At 66.4% G+C, this 17,951-nt stretch carries 11 protein-coding genes; 8 read left to right on the forward strand and 3 right to left on the reverse strand.

Annotated elements, in window-relative coordinates; genetic code table 11:
* The first annotated feature begins 2 nt into the window (after positions 1-2).
* On the forward strand, positions 3-797 hold the full coding sequence (locus ASE67_RS01160; protein WP_055756030.1) for an SDR family NAD(P)-dependent oxidoreductase: 795 nt from the start codon (positions 3-5) through the stop codon (positions 795-797).
* 1 nt (position 798) lies between these two features.
* The gene (locus ASE67_RS01165; RefSeq protein WP_055756879.1) at positions 799-1,689 is read left to right on the forward strand and encodes an SMP-30/gluconolactonase/LRE family protein; all 891 of its coding nucleotides are present in this window, start codon (positions 799-801) and stop codon (positions 1,687-1,689) included.
* A gap of 289 nt (positions 1,690-1,978) precedes the next feature.
* Here the strand turns inward: ASE67_RS01165 and ASE67_RS01170 are convergent, their stop codons facing one another.
* Positions 1,979-3,001, reverse strand: a complete 1,023-nt coding sequence (locus ASE67_RS01170) for a LacI family DNA-binding transcriptional regulator (RefSeq protein ID WP_055756032.1) — start codon at positions 2,999-3,001, stop codon at positions 1,979-1,981.
* A gap of 184 nt (positions 3,002-3,185) precedes the next feature.
* On the opposite strand from ASE67_RS01170, the gene ASE67_RS01175 reads away from it, so the two are divergent.
* From ASE67_RS01175 to ASE67_RS01200, 6 genes are all read left to right on the forward strand, one after another.
* Positions 3,186-5,939, forward strand: a complete 2,754-nt coding sequence (locus tag ASE67_RS01175) for a TonB-dependent receptor (RefSeq protein ID WP_055756034.1) — start codon at positions 3,186-3,188, stop codon at positions 5,937-5,939.
* Between the two features lie 58 nt (positions 5,940-5,997).
* The gene (locus tag ASE67_RS01180; protein WP_055756036.1) at positions 5,998-7,518 is read left to right on the forward strand and encodes a tryptophan halogenase family protein; all 1,521 of its coding nucleotides are present in this window, start codon (positions 5,998-6,000) and stop codon (positions 7,516-7,518) included.
* Positions 7,518-9,305, forward strand: a complete 1,788-nt coding sequence (locus ASE67_RS01185; RefSeq protein ID WP_443025523.1) for an alpha-amylase family glycosyl hydrolase — start codon at positions 7,518-7,520, stop codon at positions 9,303-9,305. The genes ASE67_RS01180 and ASE67_RS01185 overlap by 1 nt, the downstream gene beginning before the upstream one ends.
* The gene (locus tag ASE67_RS01190) at positions 9,305-10,927 is read left to right on the forward strand and encodes an alpha-glucosidase family protein (protein ID WP_055756039.1); all 1,623 of its coding nucleotides are present in this window, start codon (positions 9,305-9,307) and stop codon (positions 10,925-10,927) included. Before ASE67_RS01185 ends, ASE67_RS01190 begins: the two co-directional genes overlap by 1 nt.
* A gap of 29 nt (positions 10,928-10,956) precedes the next feature.
* Positions 10,957-13,002, forward strand: coding sequence for a glycoside hydrolase family 97 protein (locus ASE67_RS01195; protein ID WP_055756041.1), 2,046 nt, complete (start codon positions 10,957-10,959; stop codon positions 13,000-13,002).
* Between the two features lie 144 nt (positions 13,003-13,146).
* Positions 13,147-14,652: an MFS transporter gene (locus tag ASE67_RS01200; RefSeq protein WP_055756044.1), complete on the forward strand. Its 1,506-nt coding sequence runs from the start codon at positions 13,147-13,149 to the stop codon at positions 14,650-14,652.
* Here ASE67_RS01200 and glgX read toward each other — a convergent pair.
* Positions 14,639-16,408, reverse strand: coding sequence for a glycogen debranching protein GlgX (glgX, locus tag ASE67_RS01205; RefSeq protein ID WP_055756046.1), 1,770 nt, complete (start codon positions 16,406-16,408; stop codon positions 14,639-14,641). The two genes, ASE67_RS01200 and glgX, sit on opposite strands and share 14 nt — an antisense overlap.
* Positions 16,405-17,820: a glycogen synthase GlgA gene (gene glgA, locus ASE67_RS01210; RefSeq protein ID WP_055756047.1), complete on the reverse strand. Its 1,416-nt coding sequence runs from the start codon at positions 17,818-17,820 to the stop codon at positions 16,405-16,407. Before glgA ends, glgX begins: the two co-directional genes overlap by 4 nt.
* Between the last annotated feature and the right edge of the window lie 131 nt (positions 17,821-17,951).

A 17,951-nucleotide genomic window follows, 5' to 3' on the forward strand; every position in this document is an offset into this window, starting at 1 on the left:
CCATGTCGCCTGACGATTTCGCCTACCCCATCGCGCCGGAAGCCCGCGCCTCCTACCCGTCGCTCGCCGGCAAGCGCGTGCTCATCACCGGCGGCGGATCGGGGATCGGTGCGGGCGTGGTCGAGGGGTTCGTGCGGCAGGGCGCGCACGTCACCTTCTTCGACATAGCCGAGGCGGATTCGCTGGCGTTGATCGAGGAACTGGCCGGCGCCGGCCCGGTGCCGACGTTCAAGCGGGTCGACCTGACCGATATCGCGGCGCTGAAGGCGGCGATCGCCGAGGCGATTGCGGACGGTGGCACCTTCGACGTGCTGGTCAACAACGCCGCCAGCGACGACCGTCATTCGATCGAACAGGTCGACGAAGCCTATTGGGACAACCGCATGGGCGTGAACCTGCGCCACCTGTTTTTCGCGGCACAGGCGGTTATCCCGGGGATGAAGGCGGCCGGCAAGGGCGTGATCGTCAACATGGGATCGATCAGCTGGCACCTCGCGCTGGAGGAGTTGACGCTGTACCAGACCGCCAAGGCCGCGATCGAGGGGCTGACCCGCAGCTTCGCGCGTGAACTGGGCGGGGACGGCATCCGTTCGGTCTGCGTCATTCCGGGCAATGTCCGCACCCCGCGCCAGCTGAAATGGTACACGCCGGAGGGCGAGGCGGAGATCGTGAAGGCGCAGTGCCTGAACGGGCGGCTGGTCGCCGGCGACATCGCGGCGATGATCCTGTTCCTTGCCTCCGACGATGCGCGGCTGGTAACCGGGCATAGCTTCTTCGTGGATGCAGGGTGGCGATAACATGACGACAGTGCAGCGTTCGGAACCGGTCAGCGTTTGGGATTTGTCGGCGCCGTTGCTCGAAGGGCCGATCTGGGTCGATCGCGACCAGGCGCTATGGTTCGGCTGTATCAAGACGCCACGCGTCCACCGCTATGATCCGGCGACCGGCGAGCGGCGCAGCTGGGCCGCGCCGGGGCAGTGCGGGTTCGTGCTGCCCTCCGCCGACGGCAAGTTCATTGCCGGGTTGCAGACCGGGCTGCATCGGTTCGATCCGGTAACCGGCGGGTTTGAGCTGCTGGTCGATCCCGAACCGAACCTGCCGGGCAACCGGTTGAACGATGCGACGGTCGATCCGTCGGGGCGGCTGTGGTTCGGGACGATGGACGATGGCGAACGTGCCACGACCGGTGTGGTCTATCGCCTGGGCGCGGATGGCCGCGCGGTCGCTTCCGCGCCGGCGGTGCCGATCACCAACGGCCCGGCGGTCAGCCCGGACGGGCGGACATTGTACCATGTCGATACGCTGGGCGGGCATGTCTATGCCTGCACCGTTGCGGCGGACGGGGCGCTGACCGACCGGCGGCTGTTCGTGTCGATCCCGAACGACGAGGGCTATCCCGACGGACCGGCGGTCGATGCCGAGGGCTGCGTGTGGATCGGGCTGTATGCCGGTTGGGGCATCCGTCGCTATTCTCCGGCGGGCGAGTTGCTGGAGACGGTGCGGATGCCGGTCGATGCGATCACCAAGATCGCGTTCGGCGGGCCGGATCGGCGGACGGTGTTCGCCACGACCGCCAACAAGCATCACGACGCGGAACAGGCCGCCGCGCAACCGCTGGCAGGCAATCTGTTCCAGTTCGAGGTCGATGTGCCGGGGGTGGCGGGCACGGAGATTTCGGTTGGGATTTAGACCTTGATGACATAAAACCTGCCCGTTCGTGCTGAGTAGGGGCTGAGCGAAGTCGAAGACCCGTATCGAAGCACTTGGTCGGCAGTCCTTCGATGCGCCCCTTCGACAAGCTCAGTAGCACCTCAGGACAAACGAGTGAGCATGAAGTCATCATGCTAAAAGGTTTGACGACAAGGTTCGCCATATCGTCACCCCGGGCTAGACCCGGGGGGCCGCTTTTTACCGGCGTTGGAAGAAGAAGCGGGACACCGGGTCAAGCCCGGGGTGACGTGGTGGGGGGGGAACCCCTTCAACTCGACTTGCGGACCACCAGTTCGGGCGGGAGCAGGGCGGGGGCCGTGTCTCGCCGGTCGATGCGGCGGATCAGCATGTCGACCAGCAATTCCCCGGCGCGCGCATAATCCTGTCGGATCGTGGTCAGCGGCGGCTGGGCGAGCGAGGCGGCGGGGATATCGTCGAACCCGACGACTGCGACATCGCCCGGTACGCGCAACCCCGCTTCGCTGAGCGCGCGCATTGCCCCCAGCGCAATCATGTCCGACGCGGCGAAGATCGCATCGAATGCGATCCCCCGTGCGAGCAGACGGCTGGCGGCATCATATCCCGACGCCTCGCTCGACAGTGCATCGACCTGCAGCCCCGGATCGACCGGCAGGCCCGCCGCCTGCAGCGTGGCGGCGAGGCCGCGATAGCGGTCGCGGGATTCGGGATAATGGCTGGAAGCGTCGCCGAGAAAGGCGATGCTGCGGCGTCCGCGATCGATCAGATGCTGTCCGGCATCGCGCCCGCCGCCGAGATTGTCGCAGCCGATGACGGTACCCGGATGCGCCGGATCGGCCGATCCCCAGCGGACGAAATGCGTCCCCTGCGCCACCAATTGGTCAAGCCGCCGCGAATAATCGTCGAAATCGCCATAGCCGAGCAGGATCAGCCCATCGGCTTTCCGGCTGTCCTCGTAATCGACATGCCAGTCGGCGGACAACTGCTGGAACGAGGTGAGCAGGTCATAGCCGCGCGCGCCGCAGGTGTGGAGGATCGACCCCAGCATCGACAGGAAGAACGGGTTGATCCGCGACCCGTCGGGTGCCGGGTCCTCGAAGAACAGCAGCGCCAGCGTCGACGTGCTCCCGCGCCGCAGGGCGGAGGCGTTCTTGTCGACCTTGTAGTTCAGCTGGCGCGCGATCGCCTCGATCCGCAGGCGGGTGGCGGCGCTGACCGTCCGGTCTCCGCGCAGCGCCCGGCTGACGGTCGGTTGCGACACGCCCGCCAGTGCGGCGATGTCGAACGAGGTCGGCTTGTCGCCCGCCGCCATGCCGTATTGTCCTCTTCGATCCAGATTTCGGGCAGGTGTAGCGGCGACGCATCGGTACCGGCAAGAGTCGACTGAATACGTATGCTGTCCGCTTCTCAAGAACCCGCAATGGTTTCAATAGGACGGTACGGACGAACCGGGCGAAAGAGCCGGGGAATCAACCATCGTTGGGGAGGATTGGATCATGCGGTATTCATCGCAAGCGTCGACGTGCGCCAAATTGGCGCGGGGGTCGAGCATCACGGCATTGATGGTCGCAGGGCTGCTGGCAGGGGCCGGCACCGCATTCGCGCAGACCGCACCGGCGCAGACGGACGCAACCGATCCGACCGCGACCCCGGCGGCCGAAGAAGACGTCGATATCGTCGTCACCGGCTTCCGTGCCAGCCTGGAAAATGCCGTCGCCGAAAAGAAGAATCGCGACCAGGTCGTCGAATCGATTTCGGCCGAGGATATCGGCAAGCTGCCCGACGCATCGATCGCGGAATCGATCGCCCGCCTGCCGGGCCTGACGTCGCAGCGCGTTTCGGGCCGGTCGAACTCGATCTCGATCCGCGGTTTCGCGCCCGATTTCTCGACCACGCTGCTGAATGGCCGCGAACAGACGTCGACCGGCGACAACCGCGCCGTCGAATATGACCAGTATCCCGCCGAAATCATGAGCCAGGTGCTGGTCTACAAGACCGGTCAGGCGAACCTGGTCGGACAGGGCCTGTCGGGCACCGTCGACCTGCGCACCGTCCGCCCGCTGGAATATGGTCGCCAGGCGATCTCGATCGGCGCGCGCGGCACCTATGCCGATCTGGGTAAGCTGAACGCCGGGTCGCGTGACAAGGGCTACCGCGTCAGCGGCACGTACATCGACCAGTTTGCCGACGACAAGATCGGCGTCGCGCTGTCGGGCAACTATCTGGACGAGCCGTACCAGATTCAGGAATTCAACGCCTGGGGCTATGCCGGTTTCAACGGGCAGGGCGTGATCGGCGGATCGAAGTCGTACGTCACCTCGACCCGTCTGAAGCGCCTCGGCCTGTCGGGCACGCTGCAGTACCGGCCGGTGCCGAACCTGACCGTGACGGTCGACGGCTTCTATTCGGACTTCAACGACGACCAGATCAAGCGCGGCATCGAACTGCCGCTGGGCTATGGTCAGGATTTCAACAATCCGAACAATGCCAATGGCGTGAAGCTGACCGGCACCACCGCCAATAGCGACGGGTTCGTCACGTCGGGTACGTTCGGCAATGTCGAGGGCGTGGTCCGCAACGACGCGTTCGAGCGCAAGGCGAAGCTGTATTCGTTCGGCTACAACATGGCATGGCGCGGCGACGACGGCTGGAACGCGACGCTCGACGCCAGCTATTCGAAGACCGATCGTGAAGAGATCATCCTCGAAAGCTATGCCGGCACCGGATACGGCCAGAATGTCGGCGCGAAGGACACGATCTCCTTCACCAGCGGCAAGACCGGCACCGTGTTCAAGCCGACGCTGAACTATTCCGATCCGAACCTGATCCTGCTGACCGATCCGCTCGGCTGGGGTGGCACCAACCTGCAGGCCGGCTATTTCAACGACCGCATCGTCAAGGACCGGATCGCCCAGTATCGCTTCGAGGTCGAGAAAGAGCTGGACAGCTTCTTCAGCGCGGTGAAGGTCGGGCTTAACTATACCGATCGCGACAAATCGCTGACGCCTGACGAAGCGCTGCTGGCGTTGAGCGGTGGCCTGCGCCAGCTGCGCATTCCGGATCAGTATGTGAAGGAGCCGACGAGCCTCAGCTACCTGGGTCTCGGCCCGATGCTCAGCTACGATCCGCGCGACCTTCTGGCGGGCGGGATCTATCAGCTGAACCCGAACACCAGCCCCGACGTCCCGGCAAAGGCGTTCCGGATCGAAGAAGACCTGATGACGATGTACGCCCAGGCGGACATCAACCAGGATATCGGCGGGTCGGTGCTCACCGGCAACATCGGCGTGCAGGCAGTCGCGACCGAGCAGAAGTCGTCGGGTCTGATCGCCGCCAACGGGGCGCTGTCGCCGGTAACCCGCGGCGCGGATTATTGGGACCTCATGCCCAGCCTTAACCTGTCGCTGCGCATGCCCGGCGACTGGGTGATCCGTGCCGGTGCGGCGCGGCAGGTGCAGCGTCCGCGTCTGGACGACATGCGCGTCGCGCTGGGCTATGGCTATAATCCGAACGAACGGATTATTACGGGCGGCGGCGGCAATCCCTCGCTGCGTCCGATCCGATCGAATTCGTTCGACCTGACGCTGGAGAAGTATTTCGGGCGGTCGGGCTACATCGCGGCGCAGGGCTTCTACAAGGACCTGAAGTCCTACGTATATAACCAGACGCTGCCATTCGATTATTTCGCGTTCCCGACGCCGACCGGCACCCCCGCCGGAACGCCGACGCTGGGCCGCGTCGACCGGCCGATCAACGGCGAGGGTGGCAGCATCTATGGCGTCGAACTGGCTGCGACCCTGCCGCTCAGCACGTTCGCGTCGTTCCTCGACGGCTTCGGCGTGACCGGTGGCGGTTCGTGGACCAAGACGCAGATCAAGCCCGATCCCAACTCGCCGCCGGAAAACATCCCCGGCTATTCGAAGTGGGTCATCAACGGCACGGCGTATTTCGAGAAGTGGGGCTTCAGCGCCCGCGGATCGGCGCGCTACCGCTCGACCTTCGTCGGCGAACTGTCGGGCTTTGGCGGCAATCGCCAGCGCCGCCGCGCGCTGGACGAGACGATCATCGATGCGCAGGTCGGCTATGAGTTCCAGAAGGGCACCGCCCTCGAAGGACTGTCGATCTTCGTACAGGGGCAGAACCTGACCGACGAGCGCTTCTCGACCGTCGATCCGGGTTATGACCTCGCCGTGATCGACTATCAGAGCTATGGCCGGCGCTTCCTGGCCGGGGCATCGTTCCGGTTCTGATGCACTGCATCCGCCCGCCCTCGCACAGGGCGGGCGGGCCGAACGGATGGAGGCGGGGATGGCGATCGATCAGGAACCGGTACGGCGCGTCGCCATTATCGGGGGCGGATCGGCCGGATGGATGACGGCGGCGGCGCTGGCCCGCTTCCTGCCCGCCGGTACCGCCGTCACGCTGGTCGAATCCGATGCGATCGGAACGGTCGGCGTGGGCGAGGCGACCATCCCGCAGCTGCGCCTGTTCAACCATAACCTCGGCATCGACGAGGATGATTTCGTCGCCCGCACCGGCGGCAGTTTCAAGCTGGGCATCGAATTTGCCGGCTGGAACGGTGCCGACAGCCGCTACCTCCATGCATTCGGCACGGTCGGCCGCGCGGTCGGGCTGGTCCCGTTCCAGCATTACTGGCTGGCGGCGGGCGGCGGGGATCGGGCGCAGTCGCTTTGGTCGCACAGTGCCTGTGCGGTCGCGGCAGCACAGAACCGGTTCGACCGCGATCCCGGCAGCCCGCAGGCGCCGTCGGGTGTATCCTGGGCCTATCATTTCGACGCGGCACGCTACGCCGCCTATCTGCGCGAGCTGGCCGAGGCGGGGGGCGTCGTGCGGGTCGAGGGGCGCGTGGTCGATGTCGCGCAGGACGGCGAGACCGGGTTGATCGCCGGCGTCACGCTGGACGATGGTCGCCTGGTCGAGGCCGACTTTTTCATCGATTGTTCGGGGTTTGCCGCGCTGCTGATCGGGCGGATGGCGGGCGATCGCTGGGACGACTGGTCGGCGCTGTTGCCGTGCGACCGGGCGCTGGCGGTACCCTGCGCGTCGGTATCGCCGATCACGCCCTACACCCGCGCGAAGGCGCATGCGGCGGGCTGGCAATGGCGTATTCCGTTGCAGGAGCGGACCGGCAACGGGCTGGTCTATTCCAGCGCGCATTTGTCGGACGACGAAGCCGCCGCGACCTTGCTGGGCAATCTCGACGGGGCGGCGCTGGGCGACCTGCGACCATTGCGCTTTACCACCGGTCGGCGGCAGGCACCGTGGATCGGCAACTGCATCGCGCTGGGGCTGGCCGCCGGGTTCATGGAACCGCTCGAGTCCACCTCGATCCATCTGGTGCAGTCGGGCATTGCGCGGCTGTTGGCGCTGTGGCCGGCCGCTATCCCACGTGCCTCCGATATCGCCGAGTTCAACCGCCAGTCGGCGCGCGAATGGCTGAGCATCCGCGACTTCCTGATCGCGCATTACGCGCTGAACGGGCGGGACGAGCCATTCTGGCAGGAACGCCGCGCGACGCAACTTCCCGACAGCCTGGCCGAACGCATCGCCCTGTTCGAGCAATCCGGCCGGATCGTCCGCGACGAGCATGAGCTGTTCGCCGAAGTGGCGTGGCTACAACTGCTGATCGGGCAGGGGGTGGTGGCAAAGGGCTATCACCCGCTCGCCGACGCGCTGCCGGCCAACCGGCGCGACCAGTTCCTCGACATCTCGGCGCAACATGTCGCCGCCACGGTCGCGCGGATGCCGACCCATGATCAGTTCCTGCGCGCCCACTGCCCGGCGCCCGATCCAAAGGTTGCCGCGTGATCCGATCCCTACTCCTCGCCCTGACCCTGGGGGCCAGCGCACTGCCCGTTGCCGCCACCGCGCAGGATTTCCGCGCGCGCGCGCCGGAGGACGAGGTGATCTATTTCGTCCTGCCCGACCGGTTCGACAATGGTGACGCGGCGAACGACCGGGGCGGCATGACCGGCGACCGGCTGGTCACCGGTTTCGACCCGACGTCGAAGGGTTTCTATCATGGCGGCGACCTGAAAGGGCTGACGGCGCGGCTGCCCTATATCCAGTCGCTGGGCGCCACCGCGATCTGGGTTGGACCGATCTTCAAGAACAAGGCGGTGCAGGGCGGGGCGGGCAATGAGTCCGCCGGCTATCACGGCTATTGGATCACCGACTTTACCCAGGTCGATCCGCATCTGGGCACCAATGCCGAATTCAAGGCGCTGGTCGATGCGGCCCACGCACGGGGCATGAAGGTCTATATGGACATCATCGCCAACCACACCGCCGACGTGATCCAGTATCGCGAATGCGTGGGGCAGGCCGCGTGCGTCTATCGCAGCCGCGCCGATTATCCCTATGCCGCCAAGGGAAAGAACCGGAGTTTTGCCGGCGACGGCGTGCAGACGGCGGAGAACTTCGCGAAGCTGACCGATCCGTCCTTCGCCTACACCCCGTTCGTGCCGGCGGCGGAGCGGTCGGTGAAGGTGCCGGCATGGCTCAACGACCCGATCTACTACCATAATCGCGGTAGCACGACCTTCAGCAACGAAAGCTCGCAGATGGGCGACTTCGTCGGGCTGGACGACCTGATGACCGAAAACCCGCGCGTGGTGGCGGGGATGATCGATATCTTTGGCGGCTGGATCGACCGGTTCGGTATCGACGGCTATCGCATCGATACCGCGCGCCATGTGAACCCGGAATTCTGGGCAGCGTTCGTGCCCGCCATGCAGGCGCGGGCCAAGGCGCGGGGCATTCCCAACTTCCACGTCTTTGGCGAAGTCGCGCTGTCGTCGCTCGATGCGGGGGGCCTTGCCGCCTGGACCAGGACGGGCAAATTCCCGGCCGTGCTCGACTTCTCGTTCCGCGAAGCCGTGCTACAAAGCGTTGCGGGCACCAAGGGCACCGACGTGTTCGAAACGGTGTTCGACGGCGACGTCCTCTATGTCAATGGCGAGGCGACGGCGCGGCAACTGCCGACCTTTACCGGCAATCATGATAATGGCCGTTTCGCCTTCTATCTGCGGCAGGCGCGGCCGCAGGCGAGCGATGCCGAAATCCTGAAGCGCGTGATGCTGTCGAACGCGATGCTGCTGAGCCTGCGCGGCGTGCCGACCATCTATTCGGGGGACGAACAGGGCTTTGCCGGCGACGGCAACGACCAGGACGCGCGCGAGGACATGTTCGCCTCGCAGGTCGCGTCGTATAACGACAACAAGCTGATCGGTACCAAGGCGACCACCGCGACCGCGAACTTCACGCCGAGCCATCCGCTGTACCGGCAGATCGCCGAACTGGCGAAGATCAGGACGGCGACCCCGGCACTGACGCGCGGTCGCCAACTGCTGCGCGCACGGGAGGAAAAGCCCGGACTGCTCGCCATCTCGCGCTTCGATCCGACCAGCAATGCCGAAGTCCTGTTGCTGTTCAACACCGCCGATGCGCCGATCACCCGCAACGTGCAGGTCGACACCGCCTCTACCCGGTTCAGGGCGCTGGCCGGCCGCTGCGGCACCGTGACCGCCCCGGGCGCGATCCGCGTCGACCTTCCTGCCCTTGGCTATGCGGTATGTGCCGCGGAGACCCGATAATGACCGAAGCTGCCGTCCGGGCGATCGCCCCCGAACCCGCCGCCGCCCGCCCGTGGTGGCATGGTGCGACCATCTACCAGATATATCCGCGCAGCTTCGCCGACAGCAACGGCGACGGGATCGGCGACCTGCCCGGCATCACCGCGCATCTCGACTATGTCGCGGCGCTGGGTGTCGACGCGATCTGGCTGTCGCCGTTCTTCACATCGCCGATGAAGGATTTCGGCTATGACGTTGCGGATTATTGCGATGTCGACCCGATCTTCGGCACGCTGGCCGATTTCGAAGCGCTGATCGCCAAGGCGCATGCGCTGGGCCTGCGCATCATCATCGATCAGGTCTGGTCGCATACCAGCGACGAACACCCCTGGTTCGTCGAGAGCCGGTCGAGCCGCACCAACCCCAAGGCCGACTGGTATGTCTGGGCCGATGCCAAGCCGGACGGGTCGCCGCCCAGCAACTGGCAGTCGGTGTTCGGTGGCCCGGCATGGACGTGGGACGCGCGGCGCGGGCAATATTATCTGCACAATTTCCTGAAGGAACAGCCGCAGCTCCACGGCCACAATCCGGAGTTGCAGCAGGCGCTGCTCGACACCGCGCGCTTCTGGCTCGACCGGGGGGTCGACGGGTTCCGGCTGGATGCGATCAACTTCGCGATGCACGACCCCGATCTGCGCGACAATCCGCCGATGCCGAGCAACGGCAAGACACGCACCCGCCCGTTCGATTTCCAGTGCAAGCTGTATAATCAGGGGCATCCGGACATTCCGGCGTTCCTCGAACGGGTTCGTGCGCTGCTCGACAGCTATGGCGACCGCTTCACCGTCGCCGAAATCGGCGGCGACGATGCGACGCGCGAGATGAAGCTGTTCTGCGCGGGCGACCATCGGCTCAACACCGCCTATGGCTTCGATTTCCTCTACGCGCCCGAACTCAGCCCCCGGATCTTGCGCGATGCGCTCGACAATTGGGGAGAGGATGCGCCGTGGCCGAGCTGGGCGTTCGAGAACCACGATGCGCCGCGTGCCGTCTCGCGCTGGCTGACCGATCCCGCAAATGCTGGTGCATTCGGGCGGATCAAGATGCTGCTGCTTGCCTGCCTGCGCGGCAATATCTTCCTGTATAATGGCGAGGAGCTGGGCCTGCCGCAGGTGGAGATCGCGTTCGAGGACCTGCAGGACCCCGAAGCCATCGCCAACTGGCCGCTCACCCTGTCACGCGATGGTGCGCGCACGCCGATGCCATGGGCGGCCGATGCCGACAATCTCGGCTTCGGCGCGGGCAAACCGTGGCTGCCGACCGGCCCGGCGCACCGCGCGCTGGCGGTCGACCGGCAGGCGAACGATCCGCAGTCGCTGCTGGCCTTTACCCGGCGGGTGCTGGCGCTGCGCAACTCCCATCCGGCGCTGCGATCGGGCAGCATGACGATCATCGAGGCATCGGACGCGATCTTCGCGTTCGAGCGTGAACTGGACGGGCAGCGGCTGCTGTGCGTGTTCAACCTGTCCGACGCACCTGCGACCTTTGCCGGCGGCGAAGCCACGCGCGCGATCGAAACCATCGGCGACGTCGACGGGGACCGCTTCGGCCCGTTCGCGGCGCGCGTCGCGGTGCGCGACTGATACAAGATACAAGGGAGAAGGCGATGAGGATGATGAAACTGGCGCTGGCACTGGCCGGCGTGACTGCGATGGCCTCGCCTGCCTTTGCCGAAGTCGTCGCGCGGGCGGCCTCGCCCGATGGCAAGCTGACCGTGGCGGTCAGCCTCGATGGCGAAGGGCGGCCGAGCTATTCGATCGCCAAGGACGGTCGCGCCGTGCTGAACGACAGCAAGCTCGGCTTCCTGTTCACCGACGCGCCGAAGATCGAGCGCGGGCTGACGCTCGCGGGCACGAAGCGCGACCGCGCCGATACGAGCTGGACCCAGCCGTTCGGCGAATGGAAGATGATCCGCGACAACCACACCGAGTTGACGGTGACGTTCCGCGAAGCCAAGAACCTGAAGCGCGAAATGGCGGTGACCTTCCGCCTGTTCGACGATGGCGTCGGGTTTCGCTACACCCTGCCCAAGCAGGCCAATCTGACGACGGTGAACATCGCCGATGAGCTGACCCAGTTCGCCTTTGCCGAACCGGGCACCGCATGGTGGAAGCCGGCGTTCGAATGGAACCGCGAGGAATATCTCTATAACAAGACGCCGCTGGACGCGGTCGGCACCGCGCAGACGGTGATGACGGTGAAGCTTGCCAGCGGTCGCCACGTCGCGATCCATGAAGCGGCGCTGAGCGATTATTCGGCGATGAACCTGGCGCGGGCAGAGGGCACCACGTTCCGCGCGGTGCTGACCCCGGGATCGACTGGTCCCAAGGTATCGCGCGCCGCCGGCTTCTCGACGCCATGGCGGACGATCGCGATCGCCGACGATGCGCCGGGCCTCTATAACGCCAGCCGCATCGGGCTGAACCTGAACGAGCCGAACAAGCTGGGCGATACGTCGAGCTGGATTCAGCCGGGCAAGTTCGTCGGCGTGTGGTGGAACATGATCAAGGGCGAATGGAGCTGGGCGCGTGGGCTCAAGCACGGCGCCACCACCGCCAATGTCCGCCGCTACATCGACTTCGCCGCAGCCAATGGCATTCAGGGCGTGCTGGTCGAGGGATGGAATGTCGGCTGGGACGGCGACTGGTTCGGCAACGGCAACGACATGAACTTCAGCCAGCCGACCGAGGATTTCGACGCGGCCGGTCTTGCGGCCTATGCCAAGTCGAAGGGCGTTCGCCTGATCGGGCACCACGAGACCGGCGGGTCGGTCAGCAATTATGATCGGCAGCTCGACACCGCGTTCAAATGGGCGGCGGACCATGGTGAGCGGGTCGTGAAAACCGGCTATGTCACCGATGCGGGCCAGATCGAGCGCGTCGATGCCGACGGGTCGAAGCATCGCGAATGGCATGAGGGGCAGTGGATGGTGAACCACCATCAGCGCGTCCTGAACGCCGCGGCCCGGTACAAGGTGTCGATCGACAGCCACGAACCGGTCAAGGACACGGGGCTGCGCCGGACCTATCCCAACTGGCTGAGCCGCGAGGGTGGGCGCGGCATGGAATATAACGCATGGGGCGGCGGCAACAACAATCCGCCCGAGCATGAGTCGAACATGGTGTTCACCCAGTTCCTGGGCGGGCCGATGGACTTCACGCCGGGTGTGCTGAGCTTGACCGGCAGTCCCGGCGTGTTCCTGCAATCGACCATCGCCAAGCAGCTGGCGCTGTACGTCACGCTCTATTCGCCGGTGGTGATGGCGGCCGATACGCCGGAAAACTACGCACGCTATCCGGCCGCCTTCAAGTTCATCCGCGACGTGCCGACCGACTGGTCCGACACCCGCGTACTGAACGGCGAGGTCGGCGACTATGCGACGATCGCGCGCAAGGCGGCGGGCAGCAACGATTGGTTCCTGGGCGCGATCGGGGACGAGGAAGCGCGCAGCAGCACGGTGAAGCTCGACTTCCTCGATGCGGGCAAGACCTATACCGCCGAAATCTATCGCGACGGTCCGGGTGCTGACTATCGCACCGATGCGCGCCATTCGATCACCATCGAACAGCGGCAGGTGAAGAAGGGCGACACGCTGACGATCGCGCTGGCACCCGGCGGTGGCGAGGCGATCCGTTTCGTGGCACCGAAGAAGCGATAAACGATCCTCCCCGGCACGGGGAGGGGGACCGCCGCGGAAAGCGGTGGTGGAGGGGGGTGGCCCCGCAACGTGACGGTGGCGGGTGGGGCGATCCCCCTCCACCGTCCTGCGGACGGTCCCCCTCCCCGTGAACGGGGAGGATTTATGACGACCAACAGCCGCCCGACGCTCGGCTTTGCCCAGCTCTGGAATATCTCGTTCGGATTCTTCGGCATCCAGATCGGCTTTGCGCTGCAGAACGCGAACGCCAGCCGCATTTTCCAGTCGCTGGGCACGCCGATCGATCAGCTGGGGCTGATGTGGATCGCCGCCCCGCTGACCGGGTTGCTGGTCCAGCCGCTGATCGGCCATTACTCCGACCGCACCTGGGGGCGGCTGGGGCGCAGGCGACCCTATTTCCTGGTCGGTGCGATCCTGTGCACCTGCGCGCTGTTCTTCATGCCCAATTCGCCGACGATCCTGGCGGCGGCGATCACGCTATGGATTCTCGATGCGTCGCTAAACGTATCGATGGAGCCGTTCCGGGCGTTCGTCGGCGACATGCTGGCGCCGAAACAGCGACCGGCGGGCTATGCGTTCCAGACCTGGTTCATCGGTGCGGGGGCCGTCGTCGCTAGCATCGCGCCCTATGTGCTGGAGAATGTCTTCGGCGTCAGCAACATAGCACCGGCGGGGCAGGTGCCCGATGCAGTACGCTATGGCTTCTATTTCGGCGGGGCGATGCTGCTGGCGGCGGTACTGTGGACGGTGCTGAGCGTGCGCGAATACAGCCCGGCAGAGCTGGCGGCGTTCGGCGAGGAAACCGAGGAGCCGGTCGATACCGCCCCGCCGGTCGTGCCGGCGCGCGGGCCACTGTGGATCGTCGGTGGCGTGATCGTCGCCGCGCTGATCGCATGGGCGGAGGCGAGCGGCGCGCTGGAAAGCGGGCGCGAGGCGTATTTCGTCGCGGCCGGCATCGCGCTGTACGGCGTGGCGCAAATGGTGTCGGCGGCGCTGGTGCGGGCCGGGCGCGGAGACAATGTGCTCAGCCACATCATCGGCGACCTCGCCACCATGCCCGACACGATGCGGCGGCTGGCGCTGGTGCAGTTCTTCACCTGGGGCGCGCTCATCATCATGTGGGTCTATACGACGCCGGTCATCGCGCAGCAGGTGTGGGGCACGGTCGATCCGGCGTCGGACGGCTATAACCAGGCGGGTAGCTGGGTCGGCGTATTGTTCGCGATCTATTCGGGCGTGGCGGCGGTCGCGGCGTTTGCGCTGCCGCTGCTCGCGCGCAGCATCGGGGCGGCGCGGACGCATATGCTGTGCCTGATTATCGGGGCGGCGGCCTATATCGGCATCTACCTGACGCATGACCGGCTGGGCATGATCGTGCCGATGATCGGCATCGGCATCGTGTGGGCATCGGTGCTCACCATGCCCTATGTCCTGCTCGCCAACGCCCTGCCGCAGCGCAAGCTGGGCGTGTATATGGGCATCTTCAATTTCTTCATCGTACTGCCGCAGCTGATCGTCGCCACCGTCATGGGCGGGGTCATCAAGACGTGGTTCCCGACCCAGCCGGCCACGACGATGCTGGTCGCGGCGACCGTGATGGCGCTGGCGGCGGTGGCGATGCTGCGGGTGCGCGAGCCTATCGCAGCGTGACCGTCCGGGCGGGGCGATCCACCCGGATCGTCGCGCCCGGCAGGTGCAGTTCGAAGCCGGGGCAGTCGGGCGCTTCCCACGCTTCCGCCGTCATCGGTGCGCCATCGAGTGCCAGCCACGTTGCCTGCTGCGGCACATCGGTATCGAACACGGCGGGACGATCGCGCCGCCACGCAGCCAGCGTCGCGACATGCTCCTCCAGCGCCACGTCGCGCGCGCGCCAGTTGACCCAGCCGATCGCGTTGTCCTGCGCATAGGCGTTATTGTTGCCCCGCTGCGACCGGCCAAATTCGTCGCCGGCAGTCAGCTGGATATAGCCGCGCGTCGCGAACAAGGTGGCGAGCAGTGCGCGCAGATCGGCGGCGCGCGCGGCGATGACGGCAGGGTCGTCGCTTGGCCCCTCGACCCCATGGTTCCACGACAGGTTGTCGCCATGCCCGTCGCGATTATCCTCGCCATTGGCATGGTTGTGGCGATCGATGTGCGACACGAGATCGGCGAGGGTGAAGCCGTCATGCGCCGCAAGGAAATGGACGCTGCGGGTGACGGGGCCGAAGATATCGGCCGATCCCATCAGCCGCGTCGCCAAGTGCCCGACGCCGCCATCACCGCGCCAGAAGCGGCGTACATCGTCGCGGTAGCGGTCGTTCCATTCCAGCCAGTCGGCCGGAAAATTGCCCAGCTGATAGCCGCCGGGTCCGATATCCCACGGCTCGGCGATCATCACCTTGTGTTGCAGCAGCGGGTCGGCGGCGATGGCGGCAAAGATCGGGGCATGGCGATCGAAACCGGGCGAACGCGCGATGACCGGGGCGAGGTCGAAGCGGAATCCGTCGACGCCCAGCGCCGCGAAATGGCGCAGCGACGCAAGGATCATATCGCGCACCCCGGCATCGCCCGCGTCCAGCGTGTTGCCGGTACCGGTATCGTTGATGAGGCTGCCGTCGGGGGCATGCGCATAGCTGCGATCGTCCAACCCGCGCAGCGACAGGATCGGCCCGTCGCGGTCGCTTTCCCCGCTATGGTTGAACACCAGGTCGAGCACGACACCGATCCCGGCGGCGTGGAGCGCGGCGATCGTGTCGCGCAGTTCGGTGACGCCACCGGGGGCGAGACCGGGATCGATCGCCATCGGCACGACCGGGTTGTAGCCCCAGGCATTGCGCAAGCCCAGCGGGGGCAAATGGCGTTCGTCGATCCACGCGACGATCGGCATCAGTTCGACGGTGCCGACGCCGATCTTTTGCAGATGGGCGATGATGGCGGGATGGGCGAGGGCGGCGATCGTCCCGCGCTGTTCCTCGGGCACGTCGGGATGCTGCATCGTGAACGCCCGGACATTCAGTTCATAGATCGGCCGCGCCGGATCGATCAGCGGCCGCTCGACCGGGGCAGCCGCGGACAGCGCCGGAACGATCGTGCGGGGCACGATGGCAGCGGTGTCCACGCCAAACGCCGACAGGACCGGGTCGTAGGCGAAGCGGCGGTCGAGTTCGACGGCATAGGGATCGACCAGCAGCTTGGCTGGATCGAACCAGCGGCCCCGGTCGGGCGCCCATTCGCCATCGGCGCGGTAGCCATAGCATTGGCCGGGACCTACGCCGGCAACCTCCGCCACGAACCAGTCGCCGTCGCGTGCCATCGCCACGCGGCGTTCGGCATCGCCATCGAACAGGCACAACCAGACGCCGGCCGCTTCGCGCGCTCGAACGGCGAAGCGCGTGCCGCCGGGGATCGCACAGGCACCCGGCGTCATGCGGCCAACAGGCTCCGATAGAGTTCGGCGTAGCGTGCGCCGCTGCGCGTCCAGGAAAAGTCCGCGCGCATTCCCTGCTTCTGCAGGGTCGTCCAGCAATCGGGCCGGGCATAGAGCGCCATCGTTCGCCGAAGCGCCTGTGCCAGCCCGTCCGGCGTGACCGCCCCGAACTGGACCCCGGTCGCTACACCCGCTGCCACCGCCGCCTCGTTCGCGTCGATCACCGTGTCGGCCAGCCCGCCGGTGCGCGCGACGACGGGCACGCAGCCATAGGCCAGGCCGTAGAGTTGGGTCAGGCCGCAGGGTTCGAAGCGCGACGGGATCAGGATCGCATCGCCGCCGCCCTGCAACAGATGCGAGACGCCTTCGTCATAGCCGATCCGCACGCCGATCCGTCCGGCATGGCGGGCGGCCGCTGCGACGAACGCCTGTTCGAGCGCGGCATCACCCGAGCCGAGCAGCGCGAGCCGGCCCCCCATGGCGACCAGCGCGTCTAACTCGCCGGCCAGCACGTCCATGCCCTTTTGCCACGTCAGCCGGCTGACCACGACGAAGATCGGGCCGTCGCCGGGTTCAAGGCCAAACGCAGCCTCGACCGCGCGCTTGTTGGTGCGGCGGCGGGGCAGGGTGCGCGCGGTATAGCGGGCGGGCAGGGCGGCGTCGGTTTCCGGCGACCACACCGCCGGATCGATGCCGTTGACGATGCCCGACACCCGGTCGTGCCGCGCCTCGATCAATCCCTCCAGCCCCATGCCGAATTCGCCCCGCCGGATTTCCTCGGCATAGCTGGGCGACACGGTAGTGATGGCGTCGGCGGAGGCGAGGCCCGCTTTGAGCAGGCCAATCCCGCCATAATATTCGATGCCGTCGAGCGCGAAGGCGCTGTCGGGCAGACCCAAGCCGGCGAAGACGGCGGCGTCATAGCGCCCCTGAAACGCGATATTGTGGATCGTCAGGACGCTCGGCACGCGCGCGCCATCATAGCGCAGATAGGCCGGTGCCATCGCCCCCTGCCAGTCATGGGCATGGACCAGGTCGAACTGCGGCGCGAGGTCCGCCGCCGCCCGGCCGAGTGCTGCGAAGCGCCGCCAGTTATCGTCCCAGTCGCGGCCCGTCGCATCGCCATATGGGCCACCGTCGCGCGCGAACAGCGCTGGCGCGTCGAGCACGAGCAGCGGATGGCCGTCGATCTTTCCGCCCAGCAACCGGGCCGGGACCCCCAGCAGGTCGTCCCACCGGCGCACCGCCTTGGCTCGACCGAGCGACTTCACGACCGATGGGTATCCCGGCAGCAGCGTGGTCGTCGTGATCCGATGCGGGGCGAGCGCGGCGGGCAGGGCGCCAACGACATCGGCAAGGCCGCCGGTCTTGACCAGCGGATAGGCTTCGGAAGCGACGGAAAGAACGCGCATCTAAATCCTCCCGGGTATGGGGAGGGGGGACGTCCGCAGGACGGTGGAGGGGGATGTCCGCACACAAGACGCGCTGTGGAGCAGGCCAGCCCCCTCCACCATGCTGCGCATGGTCCCCCTCCCCGTGCCGG

It is taken from the genome of Sphingomonas sp. Leaf23, from assembly GCF_001421585.1.
In the GTDB taxonomy this organism is placed as follows: domain Bacteria; phylum Pseudomonadota; class Alphaproteobacteria; order Sphingomonadales; family Sphingomonadaceae; genus Sphingomonas.